The organism is Mesorhizobium sp. WSM4820, from assembly GCF_055811075.1.
The window spans coordinates 143,030-165,069 of record NZ_JBVVQN010000010.1; the positions used below are offsets into that span (position 1 = coordinate 143,030).

21 protein-coding genes are annotated in these 22,040 nt (G+C 62.6%); 11 read left to right on the plus strand and 10 right to left on the minus strand.

Going from position 1 to position 22,040, the window contains the following annotated elements; all coding sequences use genetic code 11:
- Nucleotides 1–25: 25 nt before the first annotated feature.
- The gene (locus AC0L2R_RS17835; protein WP_473510549.1) at nucleotides 26–895 is read right to left on the minus strand and encodes an SDR family oxidoreductase; all 870 of its coding nucleotides are present in this window, start codon (nucleotides 893–895) and stop codon (nucleotides 26–28) included.
- Nucleotides 896–998: 103 nt separating this feature from the next.
- Between AC0L2R_RS17835 and AC0L2R_RS17840 the strand changes: the two genes are divergently transcribed.
- The 4 genes from AC0L2R_RS17840 (at nucleotide 999) to AC0L2R_RS17855 (ending at nucleotide 5,233) form a co-directional block, all read left to right on the plus strand.
- Nucleotides 999–1,889 carry a LysR family transcriptional regulator gene (locus AC0L2R_RS17840; protein WP_473510551.1) on the plus strand — a complete coding sequence of 297 codons (891 nt, stop codon included), beginning with the start codon at nucleotides 999–1,001 and terminating at the stop codon, nucleotides 1,887–1,889.
- A gap of 513 nt (nucleotides 1,890–2,402) precedes the next feature.
- Complete coding sequence (locus tag AC0L2R_RS17845) at nucleotides 2,403–3,044, plus strand: peroxiredoxin-like family protein (protein ID WP_473510685.1); 642 nt, start codon at nucleotides 2,403–2,405, stop codon at nucleotides 3,042–3,044.
- A gap of 368 nt (nucleotides 3,045–3,412) precedes the next feature.
- Complete coding sequence (locus AC0L2R_RS17850; protein ID WP_473510553.1) at nucleotides 3,413–3,550, plus strand: hypothetical protein; 138 nt, start codon at nucleotides 3,413–3,415, stop codon at nucleotides 3,548–3,550.
- Nucleotides 3,551–3,676: 126 nt separating this feature from the next.
- Complete coding sequence (locus AC0L2R_RS17855; protein ID WP_473510555.1) at nucleotides 3,677–5,233, plus strand: serine hydrolase; 1,557 nt, start codon at nucleotides 3,677–3,679, stop codon at nucleotides 5,231–5,233.
- Between the two features lie 352 nt (nucleotides 5,234–5,585).
- On the opposite strand, the gene AC0L2R_RS17860 is transcribed toward AC0L2R_RS17855, so the two are convergent.
- From AC0L2R_RS17860 to AC0L2R_RS17880, 5 genes are all read right to left on the minus strand, one after another.
- Entirely contained in the window at nucleotides 5,586–5,831 is a 246-nt protein-coding gene (locus AC0L2R_RS17860) for a MoaD/ThiS family protein (RefSeq protein ID WP_236391206.1), read from the minus strand.
- Nucleotides 5,819–8,095 carry a xanthine dehydrogenase family protein molybdopterin-binding subunit gene (locus AC0L2R_RS17865; protein ID WP_473510557.1) on the minus strand — a complete coding sequence of 759 codons (2,277 nt, stop codon included), beginning with the start codon at nucleotides 8,093–8,095 and terminating at the stop codon, nucleotides 5,819–5,821. Before AC0L2R_RS17865 ends, AC0L2R_RS17860 begins: the two co-directional genes overlap by 13 nt.
- Nucleotides 8,096–8,097: 2 nt before the next feature.
- The gene (locus AC0L2R_RS17870) at nucleotides 8,098–8,574 is read right to left on the minus strand and encodes a (2Fe-2S)-binding protein (RefSeq protein ID WP_091598743.1); all 477 of its coding nucleotides are present in this window, start codon (nucleotides 8,572–8,574) and stop codon (nucleotides 8,098–8,100) included.
- The gene (locus AC0L2R_RS17875; RefSeq protein ID WP_128170315.1) at nucleotides 8,574–9,434 is read right to left on the minus strand and encodes an FAD binding domain-containing protein; all 861 of its coding nucleotides are present in this window, start codon (nucleotides 9,432–9,434) and stop codon (nucleotides 8,574–8,576) included. Before AC0L2R_RS17875 ends, AC0L2R_RS17870 begins: the two co-directional genes overlap by 1 nt.
- A gap of 105 nt (nucleotides 9,435–9,539) precedes the next feature.
- Nucleotides 9,540–10,475, minus strand: coding sequence for a hypothetical protein (locus AC0L2R_RS17880; RefSeq protein ID WP_473510559.1), 936 nt, complete (start codon nucleotides 10,473–10,475; stop codon nucleotides 9,540–9,542).
- Nucleotides 10,476–10,592: 117 nt separating this feature from the next.
- Here AC0L2R_RS17880 and AC0L2R_RS17885 point away from each other — a divergent pair, with 117 nt between their 5' ends.
- Nucleotides 10,593–10,892 carry a hypothetical protein gene (locus AC0L2R_RS17885; protein ID WP_139172690.1) on the plus strand — a complete coding sequence of 100 codons (300 nt, stop codon included), beginning with the start codon at nucleotides 10,593–10,595 and terminating at the stop codon, nucleotides 10,890–10,892.
- A 70-nt stretch (nucleotides 10,893–10,962) separates the two neighbouring features.
- On the opposite strand, the gene AC0L2R_RS17890 is transcribed toward AC0L2R_RS17885, so the two are convergent.
- Both AC0L2R_RS17890 and AC0L2R_RS17895 read right to left on the minus strand, forming a co-directional pair.
- Nucleotides 10,963–12,936 (minus strand): putative bifunctional diguanylate cyclase/phosphodiesterase, encoded by a 1,974-nt coding sequence (locus AC0L2R_RS17890; RefSeq protein ID WP_473510561.1) that lies wholly within the window; start codon nucleotides 12,934–12,936, stop codon nucleotides 10,963–10,965.
- A 21-nt stretch (nucleotides 12,937–12,957) separates the two neighbouring features.
- Nucleotides 12,958–13,488 (minus strand): putative pterin-binding protein, encoded by a 531-nt coding sequence (locus tag AC0L2R_RS17895; protein ID WP_473510562.1) that lies wholly within the window; start codon nucleotides 13,486–13,488, stop codon nucleotides 12,958–12,960.
- A gap of 328 nt (nucleotides 13,489–13,816) precedes the next feature.
- Here AC0L2R_RS17895 and AC0L2R_RS17900 point away from each other — a divergent pair, with 328 nt between their 5' ends.
- The 4 genes from AC0L2R_RS17900 (at nucleotide 13,817) to AC0L2R_RS17915 (ending at nucleotide 18,968) form a co-directional block, all read left to right on the plus strand.
- Complete coding sequence (locus tag AC0L2R_RS17900) at nucleotides 13,817–14,689, plus strand: DMT family transporter (protein ID WP_473510564.1); 873 nt, start codon at nucleotides 13,817–13,819, stop codon at nucleotides 14,687–14,689.
- A gap of 177 nt (nucleotides 14,690–14,866) precedes the next feature.
- Nucleotides 14,867–15,607, plus strand: coding sequence for a 2OG-Fe(II) oxygenase (locus AC0L2R_RS17905; RefSeq protein ID WP_473510566.1), 741 nt, complete (start codon nucleotides 14,867–14,869; stop codon nucleotides 15,605–15,607).
- 457 nt (nucleotides 15,608–16,064) lie between these two features.
- Nucleotides 16,065–17,150, plus strand: coding sequence for a phosphate ABC transporter substrate-binding protein PstS (pstS, locus tag AC0L2R_RS17910; RefSeq protein WP_473510567.1), 1,086 nt, complete (start codon nucleotides 16,065–16,067; stop codon nucleotides 17,148–17,150).
- Between the two features lie 87 nt (nucleotides 17,151–17,237).
- Nucleotides 17,238–18,968: a Na/Pi cotransporter family protein gene (locus AC0L2R_RS17915; RefSeq protein WP_473510569.1), complete on the plus strand. Its 1,731-nt coding sequence runs from the start codon at nucleotides 17,238–17,240 to the stop codon at nucleotides 18,966–18,968.
- Nucleotides 18,969–19,153: 185 nt separating this feature from the next.
- Here AC0L2R_RS17915 and AC0L2R_RS17920 read toward each other — a convergent pair whose 3' ends face one another.
- Nucleotides 19,154–19,912 (minus strand): pseudouridine synthase, encoded by a 759-nt coding sequence (locus AC0L2R_RS17920; RefSeq protein ID WP_473510686.1) that lies wholly within the window; start codon nucleotides 19,910–19,912, stop codon nucleotides 19,154–19,156.
- A 256-nt stretch (nucleotides 19,913–20,168) separates the two neighbouring features.
- Nucleotides 20,169–20,384 carry a hypothetical protein gene (locus tag AC0L2R_RS17925; RefSeq protein ID WP_287222894.1) on the minus strand — a complete coding sequence of 72 codons (216 nt, stop codon included), beginning with the start codon at nucleotides 20,382–20,384 and terminating at the stop codon, nucleotides 20,169–20,171.
- Between the two features lie 288 nt (nucleotides 20,385–20,672).
- Here AC0L2R_RS17925 and AC0L2R_RS17930 point away from each other — a divergent pair, with 288 nt between their 5' ends.
- Nucleotides 20,673–20,936 carry a metal-sensing transcriptional repressor gene (locus tag AC0L2R_RS17930; protein WP_473510688.1) on the plus strand — a complete coding sequence of 88 codons (264 nt, stop codon included), beginning with the start codon at nucleotides 20,673–20,675 and terminating at the stop codon, nucleotides 20,934–20,936.
- Nucleotide 20,937: 1 nt separating this feature from the next.
- Entirely contained in the window at nucleotides 20,938–21,966 is a 1,029-nt protein-coding gene (locus AC0L2R_RS17935; protein WP_473510571.1) for a cation diffusion facilitator family transporter, read from the plus strand.
- Nucleotides 21,967–22,040 lie beyond the last annotated feature (74 nt).

Consider the following 22,040-nt stretch of genomic DNA (forward strand, 5'->3'; position numbering starts at 1 on the left):
TGATCAGACAGGGGCTGCGCTTCCGTCAGGCGGAGGCAGCGGTTTCCGAGGCGAAGGCTCGATATGGGCGCAGTGGACGTCCGAGCAGGGCAGTCAGGCGCTCGACGTCGCCGGCCCCAGGCAGCATCCCGTCGGTGAAGAAGCGCTCGCCCATCAGACGCATGTCGTAGGCCATCCAGGCGGGCACGAACTGCTTGAGATTTTGCTCAAAATCCTCGGTATTGTCGCCGCCGTAGTTGATCGGGCGGGCGAGCACGTCTGACCAGATGGCGGCGATATCCGCCCCAGTCAGTGTCTCTGGACCGACGAGGTTGATCCAGTCGATCGCAAGCGGCTCTGCGGCCTGTTCACGGCGCAGCAGCTCAAGGGCGGCGATCTCGGCGATATCACGGACGTCGATCATGGCGAGACCCTTGTCGCCGATCGGCATTGTGTAGGTGCCATAGCCGGTGATGACGTCTTTGATCATCAGATCGTTCTGGATGAAGTAAGCTGGGCGCAAGATCGTAGCCTTGAAGTCCATCTGCTCGATCATTCGCTCGACGCCGAACTTGCCAGCGAAATGGGGCACGTTCACGTAGCCGTCAGCGTGGATCACCGACAGATATACGATCCGCTCGATACCGGCCGATCGGGCAACGTTCAGCGCGACCAAAGCTTGGGTGAATTCGTCCGGAACTACGGCGTTCAAAAGGAACAGAGTGGAAACTCCAGACATGGCTTTGCGCAGCGAATCGACATCGAGAAAGTCGCCTTGCGCGATGGATACGCCTGCCGGGAAGTTGGCTTTCGACGGATCGCGGACGAGAGCACGTACATCAGCGCCGCGCTTGACGAGGTGTTCGACGACTTGGCGGCCAATATTGCCTGTGGCCCCGGTAACGAGAATGGTCATGAAATTTCTCCTGTTGGGTTGCTTGACACGGCCAATATGTGTGGCTCACTGAGGGTCCAACAGGCTGAAATTTTAGACGCACCGTCTCGCTGGTGGAACACACATGGATCTTCTTGCCCTCGCCGATTTTAATCTCGTTGCCCGCCACGGTGGTTTCGGCAAAGCGGCAAGGGCCACCGGACGGCCTAAGGCGACCCTGTCCCGGCGCGTTGGAGAATTGGAAAGCAGCCTTGATCTGCGCCTGTTTGAACGGGGTGCGCGTAGCCTGAAGCTCACCGAAGAAGGACGGGCGCTCTTCGAGCGGACAGGGGCGCTGCTTGCCGAACTGGACGAGACGGCTTCGGCGATTGCCTCGGGCGGTCAGAGACCCAGGGGCAGATTACGGATTAGCGCACCTTTGCTTTTTTCTCAGACCGCAATGGGGAGGATTGCTGCGGGGTTTGCCCTTGAATATCCGGAGGTGAGGCTGGAGGTTACGACTGAGGATCGGCCTGTTGACATGATCGAGGAAGGCTACGATCTGGTAATCCGAGTCAATCCAGATCCCGACGAAAGCCTGGTTGGACGGGCGTTTCTCCGCGACCGCCTGGTCGTAGTGGCGAGCCCTGACCTTCCTCGCGCGAGTGGTGGACTCGCCGCTCCTGGCGTCGCGCGCTGGGCGGGCGATCGGCAAACATGGCACGTGAAGACACAAGGCGGCCGGTCAACAATTGCAATCGAGCCTGTCCTCGCTTTGTCGATGCTCATTATGGTCCGGGATGCGGTGCGAGCCGGCGTCGGTGCAGCACGTCTTCCCATTTCGTTGGTGGCCCACGACTTGGCTGACGGCACGCTGGTACTATGGGGGGATATCGACGGCCCGGAGATCGCTCTATGGGCGCTCTACCCATCTCGGCGGCTACTCAGCGCGCGAGTGTCGGCGTTCTTGAATTTTCTAAAACAGGCCTTCCCAAATGGGACGCCGGACGAACTAGCCGCCTATATTGGCAGGTGATGACCGAACCCGCGTTCGGGCGTAGAAAGTCCTATGCAACAAAAAAACGAAAACTGAGAAGCGCTTTGCCAGCGTCATGGATGAACTCACGTCACATGCCAGCCTGCTTAGCAAAATGTGCTGGAACTATGGCCTGTCTTCCGATGCACTTTGTCAACAGAACCTAATGGTGAAAGTCTGACGCTTGGTGCCGGTGGACGGCAAGAACCGACCCGTTGACGACCTTGGGCGTTGCAGACTTGAACCTCCAAATCGAGGTCGGGAACCTGACCTTCAGCGCAAGAGCATTCGGGAGTGCGCTCACGTAAGGTAATTCACCACATTTGGCGGCACCCGCGGATGCTTTTTCGTGTTAGGATGGGCTTGCAACGCGCGTAATCTCGACCTCGGCAATATGGCAGAGGTCGAAAGCTATTGCCTTGGCACAGGAAGCTTTCGCCCCAGCACTTGATCGCCTCCGAAACGCTGGGTGTGCTGCTTTCCCTGACTGACCCCGGGGCGAGGAGGTTGTCCATGTCCACGAGTAGTGTTGACCGCCCGCTGCAGCCGGGCGACCGGGCACCGAATGTTGTGCTCAATGCGATCTCACGCGAAGGCAAGATCGCGCTCGATGATTTTCGAGGCCGTAGCCCGTTGTTGATCGGTTTGTTCCGAGGCCTGCACTGTCCGTTCTGCCGGCGCCATGTCGCGGCGATGGCGCAACTCAAGCCGGCCCTGCGTGAGAAAGGCGTCGAATGCCTGGCTGTGGTCAATACGCCGGTCGAGCGGGCGCGGCTCTATTTCCGTTACCACCCGGCACCCGATCTTCTCGCCGCATCCGACCCGGAGCGAGCCTCGCACCGTGCTTTCGGCTTGCGCGAGGTCGGGATGGACACGGTCATGGCGATACCGTTCCATCTCCCGGGCGAGTTGCCCGAGCCTATGGACGTCATGGCAATGAATGAATTTCTTAACAAGAAGGAAGGATATGAGATTACGGAAGTCGATCAGCAGGCGATGGCTTCCAGCCAGGCGCAGCTTGTCGGTCAGTTCCTAATCGACCGGGCGGGCATCGTACGCTGGAACTTCACTGAAGTTATGGAGGATGGCCTCAACACCTTCAGAGCGCTGAATCCCGGGGAATTGATGTCGGCAGCTTCCCAAGTTGCACATTAATAGGCTGCGGAAATGGGCTGCTGAAAACTCGCTCGACGGCCACCGTCCTGTGGTGATTCTTTGGATTTAACAATCATCGAAATGCTCAGCGCAGGAGGCTAAGGTCTGCCCGTGGGCTTCGTAGCGATTTCGATTCAACGGTCTGCGGACCGCCCCGACGCTAGAGTGAGCAAGCCGCATAGGCGGGGCGACGTCCGCTCCTTGCCGCAATCACGTCGTTCCGACAGTGCGCATACGGCAAGTTTCCGCCCTGAGCTGCCCTACGCGTCGGGTAGCAAGCGTCAGGCTTTCACCACTAGGCGCCGCCTCCGGCGGCTTACCGCCGCGATGCGACCGCGGTTGGCGAATGGATCGCGTCCGACAAGGTCTTGGCGACGATCGTCGACGCGACCTTCAACTATTGGTCCGACCGGCTCGACGCCGCTATCGTGCTCTCATCGCTGTTGTCGTTCGGGTTCTTCATGACGGTCGTCGCCGCCGAGCGATGGTCCGTTCGATATTTTTGACCGGTTGGCTGCCGGGGATGGCCGCTTGGCGTCGCGCAGCGGACTTTGCTGTATCGCGCAGGCGAGGGCTGGCCTTCCCTGCGTCGGCCTGTAGTATGACAGTGCTTGCAGGGGAGGAGCTCGAGCGTGGGGTTGGGTCGGAATTTCCGCCGTTGGGGGACGTTGGCCTTCATCGCCGTCATGGTGCTTTCGCCGCAGGCGGCGCCGGCCGACACCATTACGCCAGACCGGATCGCGGCAGCCCTGTCGAAGCTCGAGGCGCTCGCCGAAGGCGTCGTCGCGGATGGTGGGGTGCCTGGTCTCGCCATCGGCGTCGTTCATGACGACAAGGTGGTCTTTCTCAGAGGGTTCGGGCGTCGCGAGGCCGGCAAGCCGGAGACCGTCGACGCCGACACGGTGTTCCAGATCGCCTCCCTCTCCAAGCCGGTCTCGGCAACGATCGTGGCGGCGCTGGTCAGCGAGGGCATCGTTTCCTGGGATGCGAAAATAGTCGATCTCGATCCGGCCTTCCGGCTCGCCGAGCCCTATCCGACCAGCGAACTCACGGTCCGCGACCTGTTTTCGCACCGCAGCGGGCTTCCCGGCACCGCCGGAGACGATCTTGAGGACATTGGCTACGATCGCGCGGAGATCCTGCGTCGTCTGCGGTTCGTGTCGCCATCGTCGAGCTTTCGCGCCGGCTACTCCTACAGCAATTTCGGACTGACCGAGGGTGCCGTCGCGGCCGCGAAGCCGACAGGCAAGTCCTGGGAAGAGGTCGCCGAGGAGAAACTCTACCGGCCGCTTAAAATGGTTTCGACCAGCTCCCGTCATGCGGACTTCATCAAGCATGCCAATCGCGCTGCGCTCCACGTCAAGATCGACGGCGTCTGGGCCGCGAAGGTAAAGCGCGATCCGGATGCGCAGGCGCCCGCGGGCGGTGTCAGCTCCACGGCGCGCGATCTCTCGCAATGGGTGCGCCTCGTGCTCGGCAATGGGGTCTATGCCGGCGAGACGCTCATTAAGGCCGATGCGCTGGACCAGACGCATGTTCCGCTGATGGAACGCGGCAAGAACCCCGTCTCCGGCGGCACGTCCTTCTACGGCCTCGGCTGGAATGTCGAATTCGGCCGTCACGGCCTGAGCTGGGGCCATGCCGGCGCCTTCAGCGTCGGCGCCCGCACCCTGGTGACGCTCTTCCCGGAGGAGAAGCTTGGCATCGTCATCGTCGCCAATGCCTTTTCGACCGGCGTGCCGGAAGGTCTATCCGACAGCTTCGCCGATCTCGCCTTTGACGGAAGGGTCGAGAAGGACTGGGTCAAGGCATGGGACGATGCCTATGCGAGCCTGTTCGGCCCGGCAATCGCGGCGGCCAAGGCCACCTATGCCGCGCCACCGTCTCCGGCAAGTCCGGCCCGGCCGGCCAGCGCCTATGCGGGCCGTTACTCCAACGATTTCATCGGCGATGCGGTCGTGTCGACTGCGGGGGACGCTCTTGCGCTCAAGGTCGGGCCAGCCGGCGCCCGGTCCTATTCGTTGAAGCATTTCGACGGCGACCTCTTCCTGACCTTCCCGGACGCGGAGACACCGGACAGGCCCGTGGGCGTAGGCTTTGACATCGGCCCCAACGGCAAAGCGTCGGCCATGACCGTAGAGTTTCTCGACGATAACAATCTCGGCACGCTGCAGCGCGTCGGAGACTAGGGTTCCCCTGCGCCTTCGTCATCCTTGGGCGGAGTAAGGAGCGAAGCGACGCGGTGCAGACCCGGGGCCATTCCGTGACACCAGAGCGTCACGACGATGCAGAACCTTTGATGGCGGAGCGAGGCGCCCCCCTCTGTCCTGCCGGACATCTCCTCCACAAGGGGGGAGATTGGCAGCTCGCGCGCCCCACTCTTCTTTCACCGTTGAAGATTGGCGAAGCCGGACGCGACATCTGATCTCCCCCCAAGTGGGGGAGATGTCCGGCAGGACAGAGGGGGGCGCGAAGGATCACTACAGAGCGCTTTTTGTTCTGAGCCGTTACAGCTGGGGCTTGGCCGTGAGGTGGCGCCACTCACCCTCCGGCAAGACGCGGCAGCAGGAATATCTCAGCGCCCTGCGGCAATTCCTTCGACCAGGTGTCGCGATAGATAACCCCGTCTATGGCGACTGCGATGCCGCGGTCGATGTAGGGCTCGAAGCCGGGATACTGCTCAGCCAGCTTCCTGAACAGCTCCCGAATATCCTTCGCCTCGATCTCGAGCTTGCTCTTGCCTCCGGCGATTGCGCCGAGCGACCCCCAGAGCGTTACTTCGACCATCGGCCTCCCCGTTCCGCCTCGATCGCCGCGAGAATCCGCGGCGGCGACATCGGGATATGCGTCATCCGCACGCCTGCGGCGTTCGACACCGCATTGGCGATCGCCGCCAGCGGCGGCACGATCGAGGTCTCGCCGACGCCCCGCACCCCGTAAGGGTGGTTGGGATTGGGGATCTCGAGGATCTGCGTGTCGATCATCGGCAGGTCGGAGCAGACCGGGATACGGTAGTCGAGGAAGCCGGGGTTCTGCAGCCGCCCGTCCTTGCCGTAGACGTACTCTTCGTTGAGCGCCCAGCCGATGCCTTGCGCGGCACCCCCCTGGTACTGCCCCTCGACATAGGTCGGGTGCACCGCCTTGCCGGCATCCTGCACGACCGTGTAGCGCAGCACCCTCGTGGCGCCGGTCTCCGGATCGACCTCGATATCGCAGATATGGGTGGCGAAGGAGACGCCGGCGCCGTCGGCGACGAGCTCGCTGTGGCCGGCGATCGGCCCGCCGGTCTTTCCTGACCCGGCCGCGATCTCCTTCAGAGACAGCGCCGCAAGGTTGCCGTACTTCTCGCCTTTGGCGATGGCGTGGCCGTTTTCCCAGACCACGTCGTCGACGGGAACATCCCACATCTGCGCGGCGCGTTCCCGCAGGATCTTGATGGCGTTGCGGGCGGCCGAGATCGTCGCCATCGAGGAGGAGAAGGTACCGCGGCTGCCATCCGTCATGTCGTTGTAGCCGAGGCTGGAGGTGTCGGCGACCACCGCCTTGACCTGCTCATAGGCGATGCCGAGTTCCTCCGCCGCCACCAGCGACAGCGACGCGCGGGAACCACCCACATCGACCGTGCCGACGGCAAGCGAGACCGAGCCGTCCATGCCGATGTTGAGGTCGGTGCAGGTCTGGCCGCCGAAGTTGAACCAGAAGCCGCAAGCCATGCCGCGGCCCTGGTTCTTGCCCAGCGGCGCCTGCATGTGCGGATGGTTCTTCGCCGCCTCCAGCGTCGGGCCGATGCCGATCGGGCCGTAAACCGGGCCGTAGGACGATCGGGTGCCTTCCTGGGCGGCGTTCCTGATCCGGAACTCGACCGGATCCATGCCGATCTCCTTGGCCAGCTCGTCGACGGCACTTTCCACTGCAAACGCCGCCATCGGCGCCGATGGCGCGCGATAGGCCGCCGTCTTTGGCCGGTTGACCAGCACTTCGTAGCCGACCGTCCTGACGTTAGCGAGATTGTAGCAGGCGAACGCGGTCATGGCGCCGAGCTCGGCCCACATGCCGGCATAGGGGCCGCAGGAATAGCGCAGCGTCGCCTCGGCCGCGGTGATCGTGCCGTCCTTGCGGGCGCCGATCCTGACGTCGATCGAGGTGGCACTGGTCGGCCCGGAGGCGCGGAACACCTCGTCGCGCGTCATCACCAGCTTGACCGGCCGGCCGGCCTTGCGCGACAGCGCCAGCGCCACCGGCTCGGCCCAGACGTGGGTCTTGCCGCCGAAACCGCCGCCGATCTCCGACGAGGTGACGCGCAGCTTGGAGGCTTCCATGCCAAGCAGCTGAGCGCAGTGCTGGCGGTAAACGAAATGGCCTTGCGTGCAGACCCAGAGGTCGGCGGTGCCGTCGGAACTGACGCTCGCCACGCAGGCATGCGGCTCGATATAGCCCTGGTGCGTCTGCTCGGTCTTGAAGGAGCGTTCGACGACGTAATCGGCCTGGCCAAATCCCTCATGGATGTCGCCATGGCCGTACTGGCTGCGTTTGGTGACGTTGGACGGCTTGACGGGCTGTTGCTCAAGGCCCTCGGTGAAGATGGTGTCGTCGAGCACGGGCGCCGAGTGCTTCATCGCCTCGTCGACATCGGTCACATGCGGCAGCACTTCATAGTCGACCTCGATCAGCTTCAGCGCCTGCCTTGCCGTGCGGGCGTCGACCGCGGCGACCGCGGCCACCGCATGGCCGTCATAGAGCGCCTTCTTGCGCGCCATGCAGTTGTCAAGAATGTCGTACATGGCGGCATCGCCGTCGGTGAGGTCGGGCAGGTCGGCCGCGGTGATCACCGCCTTCACGCCGTTGAGCTTCTCCGCCTTCGAGGTGTCGATCTTCCTGATCGTGGCGTGCGCGTGTGGGCTTCTCAGGACACGCCCGACCAACTGGCCGGCCATGTTGAAATCCGCGCCATAGCGCGCGCGGCCCGTTACCTTGTCGACGCCGTCGGGGCGGATGGGACGCGTGCCGACGGAGGCGAAATTGCGTCCGGAATAGCGCGGATCGAAGTTCATCGTCAGGCTCCCTTCATCACGCTTGCGGCGTCCTGGACGGCGCGCACGATCTTGTCATAGCCGGTGCAGCGGCAGAGGTTCCCGGCGAGGCCGAAGCGGATTTCCTCCTCGGTCGGGTCGGGGTTCTTGGCCAGCAGGTCTTTCGCCGCGATCAGGAAGCCCGGCGTGCAGACGCCGCATTGCAGCGCTGCGTGTTCGAGGAACTTCTGCTGCAGCGGATGCAGCCTGTCGCCGTGCGCCATGCCCTCGATGGTTTCGACGCGCCGGCCCTCGGTCTCCGCGCCAAGCACCAGGCACGAGCATACCAGCCGGTCGTCGAGGATGATGCTGCAGGCGCCGCAGTCGCCGGTGCCGCAGCCTTCCTTGGCGCCGGTCAGCCCGAGGCGGTCGCGCAGCACGTCGAGCAGCGTCTCGTCCGGCTGGCAAAGGTACTCGACATTGTCGCCGTTGATCGTCGTTGAGACTGCAATTGCGGCCATCACTTGCCTCCTGCACGCGCATAGGCGGTCGTGGCGGCCCGCCTGGCCAGCACACCCGCAACTTTTCTTCTGAACTCGACGGTGCCCCGCTTGTCGTCGATGGGGCGGCAGGCGCCGGAGCAGACCTTGGCGAGCCGCTCAAGTGCTGCTTCGTCCAGCTTCCTGCCGATGAGGGCCTCGGCCGCCTCTTCCACCAGCAGCACCGTCGGCGCCACGGCACCCAGCGCCACGCGGGCCGATTTGACGACACCTTGCTCGTCGAGCGTCAGGTTCACCCCGGCGCTGACCACGGCGATGTCCATCTCCGTGCGTGGAATGAAACGCAGATAGGCATCGCCGGAGCGCGGCGCGCGCCTGTCGAGCAGGATCGCCTCGATGATTTCTCCCTTGGCGAGCGACGTCTTGCCAGGCCCGGTCGGGACTGCCTCCACCGCGACCGTGCGCCTGCCTCCTGGCCCGACAATCAATGCCCTGGCGCCGGCTGCCACCAGCGCCGGCACACTGTCGGCGGCCGGCGAGGCGTTGCAAAGATTGCCGACGATCGTGCAGCGACCCTGCACCTGTTTCGAGCCAATCAGCTTGGCCGCTTCGACGACGCCCGGCCATTCCCTGTTCAAGGCCGCGCTCTCTCCCATCAGGGCGCAGGACACCGCGGCACCGATGCTGAAGCCTTCCGCGGTTTCCCTGATCTCGCCCAGTCCGTCGATTGCCTTGATGTCGACGATCAGGTCGGGCTCGATAAAGCCGCCTTTCATCCTCACCAGGAGGTCGCTGCCTCCGGCGAGAATGGCGGCGGTGCCGGGCGAACCGGCCAACTGGCCAACGGCATCTTCCATTGAAAGCGGACGTATGTAGCGCATCGTCTCCCCTTGATCATCGCAATTCTGTCGGCCCGTTATAGAGCCTTGGATCGGAATGGTCATCCGGTTCTGCATGAGCAGCGATTGGGCCAGGCGCGTCCGCGTTCAGGGCGCCGGGTTGAACTGGAGCAATTTGAAACAATCGCCGCTTCCCGACTTCAACTGCGTCAGGAAGCGTTTCGACCGATCGATCCATTCCTGGTGCGACCTGGCATCGGCTTCGATCTCGTCGACCGGTCCAAGCTTGACGAAGCTGCGCCCCTTGCTGAAAAGCCAGCACGCACGGCCGAGAAGTCTTCGGCTGCGCTGGCGCAAGAGGTCGGCATCATAAAAGATGTCGAGCACCTCCTGCTTGATTTTTGCCTGTTTTTCAGGATTTGCGATCGCAACCGCGATCGAGTCTCCGCCGATCGCATCCTGCAGGTCCTTGTAGTCGAGGGCGAGCTGAGTGGTGGCATATTTGATCTCGCTCTCATCCCGGACGATGTTGAACCACAGTGCGGGATCGAGCTCGTTGACGACGAACGATGCCTCGAAGTCGCGCGACAGGTTCAGGATCTCGAACCCTTGAACCTCAACATCGCGCTCAACCAAAAGGATCTCGGCGACCTGCTTGCCGAGTTCCGCCCCATGCGCGCTGATCGCGGCGTTGGTCCCGCCGAGTTCCGGACTGGTATAGGGTCCGCCATCATCCAGCAGCGCATCGAATTCGCCCAAATATTCGACGACGGCAGCCCCGCGCGCAATGCGCGCGGCCAGTTTGGCAAGAACCAGCTGGAGCTCCGTTTCGCGTTTGCGCTGGTCCTGATAATTCTGCTGAAAAAAGAAGATGAACAGAGAAACGCCAATTCCGATCAGGATGACGCCGAGCTGGGAAAAGATGTTGCGATAATATTCCAGCAGCTTTTCGCGATGGCGCATGTCGTGGCGCACGCTGTGCGCCACACGAGAATTGACGATCAGTGAAAGGATCAGCAGCCCGGCACCGACCAGGATGAGGCCGCCGATGAGGAAATAGCCTTGGCCTGAACTGAAATCCATTCTTTTGCCCGCGTCCCTTAAGCCCGAGACCGCGCAGACTAATCCCATTCCGTTTCAACGCCTACGGGCACCTCCCAAACCGCGCGCTCGCCTAATACTTTAGTTGTAATCTGTCGCGTGTTTGATATCGTGACAGTGGGAGGAATTCAGATGGCCGTGGAGTGCAAATCCGCGCCCTATATGGGCGTCTTTTCAACCATTGAACTGGATCTCTTGAGGGGTGTGGTTCGGGAAATTTTGCGGTCCGGCGAAGCGGAGCTCGACAACGAGGACGCCGAAATGATCGCGCGCGTGGTCATCGCAACCTACAAGGACGGCGCCTCGGGTCGCGAGGAATTGGTTGAAGCCGCCCGGATTGCCGCCAGGCGCTGCGCTCTCGACCATTTTTACGATCGAGCAGTCGGCTTGTTCGCATAGGATTTCGCATCTGGAGGCCGGCCGGCAGCAACGCTTTCAGGCTCAGGACCACATCCTCTGTGCAAATGCTCTACGCAGAAAGGCCCAGCCTGAACTTGTCCGTATCTTTCATCCTGCCTCGCCTCGCAGCCAGATGGTTCGTCAGCCGATTTTCTTCGATCGGCTGTGACAGGAAAAACCCCTGAGCGCTGTGACAACGCTCGGCGATCAGGAAATCGAGCTGCGCTTCGTTTTCCACCCCCTCTGCCAGAACGGTCAAGCCGAGGGAATTGGCCAGTGCTATAATGCCTCGAACGACGTTCTGTTTCTTCTTCGACGCTTCCAGACCGCTCAAGAACGATCGGTCGATCTTCAACCGATCCAGGTTGAAATCGGCAAGGTAGCCGAAACTTGAATAGCCGGATCCAAAATCGTCGAGTGCCAGACCGACGCCGATATTTCGAATTTCCGTCAGCATGTTCAAGGCGTTTCGGCTGTTCTGGATAAGCACCCCCTCCGTTATTTCCAGTTGCAGGCGCGAGGGCGGCAGTCCTGTTTGTTGCAACACCAGAACAAGGTGGGCGAAGTACGCATCGTTCTGAAGGCTTTTGCCCGAAAGATTGACCGAGCAAACGAAATCATCGGCAGATAGTGGCGCCCATCGGGCTGCCTGCAGGCAAGCCTTGCTCAGCACGACCTTGTCGACTTCCAGTATCAGGTCGCTTCGTTCGGCAATTGGAATGAATGACATCGGCAGACGAATCGCTCCCGAAGCGGGGTCGCGCCAGCGCACGAGCGCCTCGGCGCCGATCATGCGGCCGGTTGCCAGCTCGAACTGCGGTTGCCAAACCAGAAAGAACTCGTCGCAGTTAAGCGCACGCTTGATCCCAGCTTCTTCGCCGAGCTGCATATCGAACTGATTGAGGATTGCAGGCGAGAACGTCACGAAGCCAGAACGTCCTTCCGCTTTGGCGACATAAAGAGCGCTGTCTGCGTTGCGCAACAGGGTGGAAATATCCGAACCATGTTCGGGGAAACACGCCATGCCGACACTGGCTCCCATCCGCACGTGGTGGCCCGCGAGTTCGGCAAACCGGTTCAATTGCTCGCGAAGCCGATCGCCGAGCGCATCGGCTGCCGCGTGCCGGTCCCCGATCGCCATGACGGCGAACTCGTCGCCGCCCAGACGGATGGCGACAACTTCGTCGGGCCGTTCGACCGATTGCAGGATTTCGGCGACGGCTTTCAGCAGCAGATCACCGATGTGATGACCGAACGTATCGTTCACGCCCTTGAAATGATCCAAGTCTATCAGGAAAAGGCGGAGTTGCTTGCCGGCCAGCCTTGCCCGGTCCAGCATCACGTCCCTGTTGGCTGACATCCAGGCACGGTTCTTCAATTCCGTCGTCGCGTCGCGCCAGGCCAGAAACTCCAGTTTCCTTATCGTTTCCCGACGGCCGATGAGCAATACGGCAGTTCCGATCGCCAGCAGCGACAAGACCGCCAGAGCGAATGCAATCTGGTAGTTGAATCTCTTCAGGCTTTTTTCCGCCGAATAGAGATCTACGTTGATCTCATCTCCATATTTGTAATATTCGTCGTTCATCCTCGCTACGAGATGCTCGAGTTCCAGCCCCATTTCCTTCAATATATTTTCATCGAGAGGCGGCCCGGCCGCAATCATGGCATCAAGCCGTGTCACCGCGTCAACGACACGCGGAACGATACTTGCGTAGGCGGGAATCTCGCTCGCTGTCCCGGTGCCGTCGATCCGCTTGAAACGGATGTAGACCAGGTCGTTCGCCGCCGATAACTGCTCAAGGCTGTCTGCTGAGCCGGGGGCTGCCTGGGCGAGCGATGTCATGTCTTTGAGGTGGGTTACATCGCGTATCGCAATGTGGAACTCGCGGATGGCGAAAAAGCCGAACCGCGGCAGCGAATATTCGATCTTGCTGAGGCTGAGAAACAGTACGGTGATCAGGACGGCAGAGCTGGCTGCTGCAGCCGCAATGGCGGTCCCGTAGGTGATGGGAACGCGCCAGCCCCTCGATCCAAAGCGTGCCATTCGAGCCACGCCGGAACTCGATCAGCCGCCAGGCTCGAGCGTCTTGATCAGCCAGACCCACCGTGGTTTGTGGATTGGCGTATCGAAGGCCGGGTGGTCGTTGAGCGGATAGACCAGCCGGGTCGGACCTTGCGTGCGTCGGGTCAGCAATTTTCCGTTCTGGCGGGTGGCAAGCAGGAGAGGACCTTCCGTCCAATCTTGGCGCGGAATTATCTGCACATATTCGTCCACCGCCCGCAGAACAACGGAATCCTCGCCTTCCAATCCAACGAGCTTGAGCACATCGCGGAACAGGACGCCTTCAAATGTAAGCTGCCCCTTTTCAAATGGACTTGCGGTGGTGACCCGGTAGAGACCGAGCTTTTCCAGCTGTCGCAACGTGACTGGGACCGACTTGCGGTTGTTCTGAACATTGAAGGCCACAGTGTCTGGCGATTCCGGGAGATCAACGGGCTCCAACGCCCCGGCCGGCAGGATGCAAAACGCCAGGACTGCCAGCATGATCAGACTGCGCTTAAGCGATGAACGTCCTGTGTTGAGCAAGGATGACATGCGCAATCCTTTTCTTGTCGATGGGCCAGCACCCAGCCGTCGCCTGACCTTCATTCGGGCAGGCGGGTTTAACATTGCCATGAATGTCTGATTTTTCCGTTAGCCCTGTTCGGCCGGGAAGAGACGCGCAACGGCGAAACTGCCGATCTCCCCCCTCGTGGGGGAGATGCCAAGTGGGGGCAAAGAGGGCAGGCCAGAGGGGGGCGTGAAGGATCGCGGCCTCATTCCAGCCTGGGTTCCTCGCCACCACAGCTCGATGCCAGCGCGTAGGCGATCCGTAAGCGGGTATCTGCCAGCCTTCCCTCGACATCCAAGCGAGGGGAGGCCGATGTCGAAGCTCCATGCCAACCTTGTTCTTCTGTTTGCCGCAGCTCTGTGGGGCTTCGGCAATATCCCGCAAAAGACTATTCTCGACCATCTCGACCCGTTGAGCGCGGTCGGCATGCGCTGCCTGATCGGCGGGCTTATGGTCCTGCCGCTGATCGCCACTGAACCCCGACAGCCGGCAGGCGGCCTCTATCGCGCCAGCCTGGCAAGGGTAAGCGCGTTGTTTGCGGTCGCGGTCGTTTTTCAGCAGATCGGCTATCTCGGCACGTCAGTGACCAATGCCAGCTTTCTGGTCAGCACGTCGACGGTGATGACGCCGATTGCGGCGCGGCTGCTGATCGGCGAGCGATTGACGACGACCGTTGGGCTCGCCGCCAGCCTGTCGGTGGTCGGCGCGCTGCTCCTGTCCGGCGGCATCGCGAGCTTCAACCGCGGCGATGCGGCGATCATGCTGTCGGCGGTCTGCTTTGCGCTGTGGACGGTCGAACTCGGCCGCCATGCGCAAACCTACGGACGTCCGTTCACCGCCATGGCGACGCAATGCCTTGGCGCGGCGGTGGTCACCCTGCCGTTCGGCCTGTTGCACGGCAATCTGTCGCCTGCCACCGTGATCGACGCCTGGCCGCAATTGCTTGTGCTTGGCGTGTTCTCGACCGCCGTCGGCTTCAGCATCCAGACCGTCGCCCAGCGCTTCACCTCGGCCAGTCACGCGGCGGTGATGCTTAGCGCCGAAAGTGGGTTCGGCGCGTTGGGTGCCGCGCTTTTCATGGGCGAGCGGACGTCGTCGGCAGGCGTGCTCGGCGCGACGATCATGCTCGGCGCCGTCCTCTACCTCGCCACGTCCGGCGGCAAAACTGCCAAAGCCGGCGCCTGAGGAACCCGAACCGGTGCCTCGCTGCAGGCATTGAAATCGCTCGTCAAACAGGCCTGGGCGGGGGGCGCGGGTGACGCTTCGCTCTGTGCAACACCGCTTGGCAGGAAACGGGTGGTTTGCACGCGCCGATTCACCCATCTGATTGCAGAAGCCGATGAAGCCAGAGGAGGCAGAGCCATGACCATACACACGGTTCCAGAAGCAGCGGTCCGATCGGCGGAAGCGCGCGTCGCCGGATATGACTGGCAGGCACTGGCCGAGGAGATGAGCGGCTATGGCTGCGCGGTGATGGAAAAGCTGCTGACACAGCAAGAATGCCGTGAGATCGCCGGGCTCTATCCCGACGAAAGCCATTTCCGCAGCCATGTCCACATGGCGCGGCACGGCTTCGGCAAGGGCGAGTACCGCTACTTCCGCTATCCCTTGCCAGAGCTGATCGGCGGCTTGCGCACCGCACTCTATCCGCGCCTTGCCGCCGTCGCCAACGACTGGAACGAGCGCATGGGCATCGCCCAGCGCTACCCGGACGAACACGCCGCGTTCCTCAAGCAATGCCACGAGCAGGGCCAGACGCGGCCGACGCCGCTCCTGCTCCAGTATGGCCCTGGCGACTTCAACTGCCTGCATCAGGATCTCTACGGCGATCTTGCCTTCCCGCTGCAGGTGGCAATCCTGCTATCGGAACCGGATAAGGATTTCACCGGCGGCGAGTTCGTGCTGACCGAACAGCGCCCGCGCATGCAGAGCCGCGCCGAGGTGGTGCCGCTGCGCCAGGGCGATGCAGTCGCCTTCGCGGTCCACAATCGTCCGGTGCAGGGCAGCAAAGGCAGCTACCGCGTCAATCTCAGGCACGGCGTCAGCCGGCTTCGCTCCGGTCTGCGCCATACCGTCGGCATTATCTTTCACGACGCGAAATAGGGCTGTCCCTGCGTGGAGGCGGCCAGCAACTTCGTGCCAAGGGGATCAGTTGTCGAAGTCGGCGCCGCCCCTCATCGCCCTGCCGGGCACTTCTCCCGTGTGACGGGGAGAAGGGGGCAGTCGCAACCTTGGCGTGCATTCTATAACATCTAAAATTGGCGAAACCATCGATGAGAGCGCCCCTCTCCCCGTCACTATACGGGGAGAGGGTGCCGGCAGGCAGGTGAGGGGCAGCGCAAAGCTGAAGCGATTGGCTGCCGAACAATTCTTCAGGCAACCGCGGCAATCGCGGAAAAATAAAAATCTCGCCCACAAAGATCTTTGTCATCCAATCGTTAACCAAGGTTCATACGGTGAGCGGTGTTGTTTCTCTGCCGGCGTTCGTTCGCCGGGCGGATGACTGTTGATATCTGCCAAGACTGAAAACTAGCTATTTGTTCGCGCGTCGGGGATCGCCATGATGTTTCCAGCAAGCTTTGCGTCACTACGGCGCAAATCGGCGAAGATCAGCGGCGCCATCACGCTTGCTGTTGGCCTGATGATCGGGGCCGCTGCGCAGGCCGAGCCGATCCGCGGCGCCGGATCGACGCTGGCCGCCCCGATCATCGGCAAATGGGCAACGGCCTACGAGAGCGCCCGCGCCGACGGCGGGGACTATGTCTCGCCCGACTGGAAGGTCGACTATGAAATCGTCGGCTCGCTCGCCGGCGTCCTGCGTCTCGATCAGCCGGACATCGACTTTGCCGCGACGGATGCGCCGATCAATGCCGCCGAACTCAAGAAGGCCGGCCGCCAGCAGTTTCCGATCGTGATGGGCGCCATCGCCGTCGTCGTCAATCTCGACGGCATCGGCCCGGGAAGCCTTCGCCTGACGGGGCCGGTGCTGGCCGACATCTATCTGGGCAAGATCCAGTCATGGTCCGATCCCGCGATCAAGGCGGTGAATCCGGATCTGACGCTGCCCGATCTCAGGATCAGCGTTGTTCACCGCAAGGATGGCTCCGGCTCGACCTTTGTCTTCACCGAGTACCTGTCGGCGGTCAGCGGGGAGTGGAAGGCCAAATACGGCGCCAATACACTGATCTCGTGGCCGCTCGGCACTGACGCGGAAGGCACACAGAACCTCATTCAAGCCGTGCACGACACGAAGGGCGCGATCGCCTATGCCGAATCCGGCCAGGCCCAGCGCGCCAGCCTTGCCTTCGCGCTGATCGAGAACAGATCCGGCAAGTTCGTCAAGCCGGAGCCGGAGGGCGTGCAGGCTGCCGCGACATCCATCGACTGGGCGCAAACGACCGACTTCTTCGCTTCGCTGACCGATCGTAACGGCGATGCCGCCTATCCGATCAGCACGGCGGTATTCGCGGGCGTTCAGGTCTCGGGCCGTTCGGAACATCGCTATCGCCGCGTGCACGACCTTTTCCGGCTCGCCTTCGCGCACGGCGCGGATGACGCCGCCGCGCTCGGCTACGTGCCGCTGCCGAAGGCGCTCGTCGCCCGGATCGAGCAATACTGGGCAGGGCAGGGGCCCGTCGCAAACTGAGCGGAAGAACCAGGCTGCTGCTTGGCGCAGCACCTGAACTGAAATTCATATCGCGCCGTGATGGCGGCTTGTTGGGGACTGCGTGACATGGACATCGATATCTTCAAGGACATCCTCGTGCCGGTGATCGGCGGGTTGGGCATCTTCATGCTCGGCCTCGACTTCATGGCCAACGGCATCCAGGCGCTGTCGGTCAACCGGATGCGCGCCTTTCTCGCCAAGGCCGCCGGAACGCCGATCAAGGGCGTGCTGGCGGGAACGCTGATCACCGGTGTCATCCAGTCGTCGACGGCGATGAGCGTCATGGTCGTCGGCCTGGTCAATGCCGGCGTCATTGCCCTTCGACCGGCGATCAGCGTGATCATGGGCGCCAATATCGGCACCACGCTCGGCAACGGGCTCATCGCCCTGCCGCTCGGTCCGCTCGGGCTGATCCTGGCCGGCGTGTTCTCGCTGATCTACTGCTTTGCCAAAAGCGAGAAGGTCAAGAACATAGCGCTTGCCGGCATGGGCTTCGCGCTGATCTTCTATGGCCTCAACCTGATGACCGGCGGCCTGCGCCCGTTGCGCAACCTGCCCGAAGTCATGGCCCTGCTGCAAACGCTGACGGCCGACTCCTACCTCAACCTGCTCAAATGCGTGTTCATCGCCGCCGGCGTGACCGCCATGATCCATTCGTCCTCGGCGACGATCGGCATCGTCATGGGCCTTGGCGCCGCCGGCATTCTCGACTGGACGACAGCCGTCGCCTTCTCGCTCGGCGCCGATCTCGGCACCACGATCACCTCGTGGATGGCTTCGCTCAATCTTTCGAAAAACGCCAAGCGCACCGCTTACGCGCACATCTCGTTCAACATCATCGGCGTGTGCATCACCATCCCGCTGTTCTTCGTCTCCATGCAGGTCCTGGAATGGGCGATGCAGTTCTTCGGCGGCGATCCCGCCATTCCGGTGATCGTCGACGGCAAGGAGACCTTTCCCCTGGTGCCGGTCGCGGTCGGTCTTTACTCGACATTCTTCAACGTCTTCAACACGCTGTTGCTGTTTCCGTTCATCGGGGCGTTCGAGCGGGTTCTGTCGCGTGTCGGTCACACGGATGCCGAGGACACGGAAGATTTCTCGACGCCGCGATTCCTCGACCGCAAGCTGGCCGGCGATTTTGCCAAGGCCGTTCCCGCCGTCCAGCAGGAGACGGCCCGTCATCTGCAAGCCGGCGCCATGTTCCTCGACATCGCCCGTTCGTCGAAGAAGGCGCCGTCGGATCCCGGCGAGCACTATCTCGCAACCGATATCCTCAGCCGCGACATCCGCGCCTACACCGCCGAACTGATGAAGGAGGATTTGCCCTACGACCAGCTCGACCTGATCGCCAGCCTCATCGAGGAAGCCGACTTCACCGCTGCCCTGACAGAATCGATGCATCAGGTGGCGCGCCGCGTGCAGCGCGAAAAATTCAGCAGTCCGGCGCAGGCCATCGTCGACGTTGCGCTGAGCAAGCTCGATGCCTCGCTGCGGCAGATCTTGCCGACTTACGGCATCTCCGACCCGAAGGTGCCGGCCGGCCATGTCAATCTGCCGGAGGTCGAGGAACTGCGTGCCCGCACGCTGGCGCTCGGACCCAATGCCGGCGCCGCCGAACGCGGCACGATCCTGGCGCTGCTCGGGTCGATCGAGCGCGCGGAAATCCTGATCCAGCGCATCGATGCCGAGCGCAAATCGGTCAACCGGCAAAGCGTGCTCGCCCGGGCGTCGGCACGCAAGGAATCCAGGCCGCACGCGCTGGGCGATCCCGGCCTCAGCCCGGTCCCGGCCGAGTAGCGGGGCGCGCGTCCCTTTCCCTTCTCCCCTTGTGGGAGAAGGTGGCCTCGCGAAGCGAGGTCGGATGAGGGGTGTTCCAGCTTGGCAACGACGGCGATCCTTCCAGCACCCCTCAACCGTCTTGGCGCTGCGCGCCAATCCACCTTCTCCCACAAGGGGAGAAGGGAGCGCTTCGGCGCCTTCGCTCAGCCTTGAAACAGCGCCAGTTCTTCGGCCGTGAGGTGGCGGGCCTTGCCCTTGGCGAGGTCGCCGAGCCGCAAGCGGCCGATCGCCACCCGCACCAGACGAAGCACGTCGACATCGTGCGCGCCGAGCAGCCGGCGGATGTGGCGGTTGCGGCCCTCGTCGAGGGTGACTTCCAGCCAGGCGGTGCTGGCGCCGCTGCGCAGGATGTCGATCGACCGCGCCGTCAAATCTTCGCCATCGACCGTGGCGCCGGCGCGCAACCGCGCCAGCAGGGCCGCGTCGGGCAGGGCGCCGATCTGCACATGATAGATCTTGGCGACGTGCGAAGCGGGGTCGAGCAGGCGCTGGGCGAAGCGGGTGTCGTTGGTCATCAAGAGCAGGCCTTCGCTGGCCTTGTCGAGGCGGCCGACCGGCGACACGAAGGGCAGGTCGAGTTCTGCCAGGCAGTCGTAGACGGTGCCGCGGTCCTGCGGGTCGTCGCGGGTGGTGACCAGGCCGCGCGGCTTGTTGATCATCAGATAGACCTTGCGCGAGGCGACGACGCGGCTGCCGTCGACCTCGATGCGGTCGCGGCCGGGATCGACGCGCAGCGCGCCGTTGCGCACGATTTTGCCGTCGACCCGGACGCGCCCTTCGGCGACCAGAATTTCCGCCTGCTTGCGCGAGCACAGCCCAAGTTTTGACAGGGCACGACAAAGGCTGACGCTGGGGGAACTGACGCCTGGGTTGGGCCGGCCGGTGTTCGGCCGTGGCGCCATGGTTTTGCGTGATCGTTCCGGCAAGTCAGGTCTTTCCCGCCACCTGAGGTGAATATTTGCTAACAGAAAGCCGCCGGGGTGGATATCTGGATTTCTCGATAGGAGTATCCGGACGTGTGAGCTGCGGCCCTCCGTTGCGACAGGTCGCCTCCGGACATCATGGCAAAGTTGGCAGGACAGAGGGGGGCGCCGTAGAGCGCCAACATTTCGAGCCTCGCACGCGCCCCGACGCTGATCGCCGGGGGTGCCACGATCTTCAGTTTGCCCTGGGCTCGTCCTCGACAACGAAAGATGCGGCAATCAGGTCGTCGGCATCGATCCGCAGGGAGCCTTCACCTGCTCCCATGACAGCGGCTACCTTCTGGAAAATCTTGATCTCGTGCTCGGTAATCCGGGCGCTCCGCATCCTGGCTTTGAGATCAGCGATGCGCAGCCCCAATGTGTGGGACGTTCCAATTTCACGGTTCGACATGACAACATGCTCCTCCCCGACCCATGCTTTTTGCCTCCCCACCGGTATTCGCCCGTCGCCTATCATGCTTGCCCAAAAACAAGGCATCGCGAATACAGCGCCCCGAACGCTGGTGCGAGGGGAAGGTTCCGGCGCAACATGGTCACGAAATAATACGGGCCGCCGCCGCCGGCGGGTTACCCGCAGGAGGTGGCTGGCCGTCTTTCTTCGATTTGTGACGGACTCGCCGGCAAGGTGAGCTCGAAAGAAGATTTGACTGGATCCTCCCGGGGGGGATACAGAACGGGCATGTCCCAAGGCATCCATCGTTCGCATCCGGCTATCGTGAAGCGTCTGAAGCGCGCGCAGGGCCACCTTGCGGCGGTGCTGTCGATGTTCGAGGCGCATCGTCCTTGCGTTGACCTGGCGCAGCAGCTCCACGCCGTGGAGAGCGCCATCAGCAGTGCAAAGCGCGAACTGATCCACGATCATATCGAGCATTGCCTGACGGACACCGCGGAAGCCGGCGGCAACTCGCTGGCGGAACTCAAGCAACTGGCGAAATATTTGTGAAATGCCTGTGCTCGGCGCGCGCATCCTCGACTGGTTCGGGTTCGGGCCGCGCGATCACGCCGCGCATGGTCATGGCCATCACGATCATGTGAGCGGGTCGCATAGCCACGGGGTCATCGATGCGACCATTGCCACGACCGACCGCGGCATATGGGCGATAAAATGGTCGTTCGTCATCCTGGCAATCACCGCGGCGATGCAGATGGTCGTGGTCGCGCTGTCGGGCAGCGTGGCGCTGCTGGCCGACACGGTCCACAACATCGGTGACGCCACCACCGCCATTCCGCTGTGGATCGCCTTCCTGCTGGCCCGGCGCAAGCCGTCGCCGACCTTCACCTACGGCCTGGGCCGGGCCGAGGACCTGGCCGGGATGATCATCGTCGGGATCATCCTGTTCAGCGCCATCGTCGCCGGTTACCAGGCCATCGACCGTTTGATCAATCCACGCGTGGTGACGCATCTGGGCTGGCTGGCGGCGGCGGGCATTGTCGGCTTTCTCGGCAATGAGGCCGTCGCGGTGTTCCGCATCCGCGTCGGCCGCGAAATCAACAGCGCCGCACTGATTGCCGACGGCTACCACGCCCGCACCGACGGCCTGACCAGCCTTGCCGTGGTCCTCGGAGCGTTCGGCGTCTGGCTCGGTTTTGCGCTGGCTGACCCGATTGTCGGCCTGCTCATCACGCTTGCCATCTTCGGCATCGTCTGGCAGTCGGCGCGCTCGGTGCTGACCCGCATACTCGATGGTATAGATCCTGAAGTCATCGGCGACATCGACCATGCCGCCGCGCATGTGCCGCAGGCGCGCATTGTCGATGCCAAGGCGCGGTGGATCGGTCACAGGCTGCACGCCGACATTGCCATCGCCGTCGAAGAAAGCCTGCCGGTCAGCGAAGCGCAGAAGATCACCGCAGCGCTGGAACACGAGTTGTTCGAGCACATGCCGGCGCTTGCGGCGGCGAATATAAGATTGGCGAACGCGGATGCCGATCACCGCCATGGACATGGCCACGGCGAGCACGACGGCCACTAACGGTCGCTCCGACCGGCTCGCTTCCGTTCGCTGCGTGAAAAATGTTGAGACCGCCGCGTCTTAGTCCATTATCC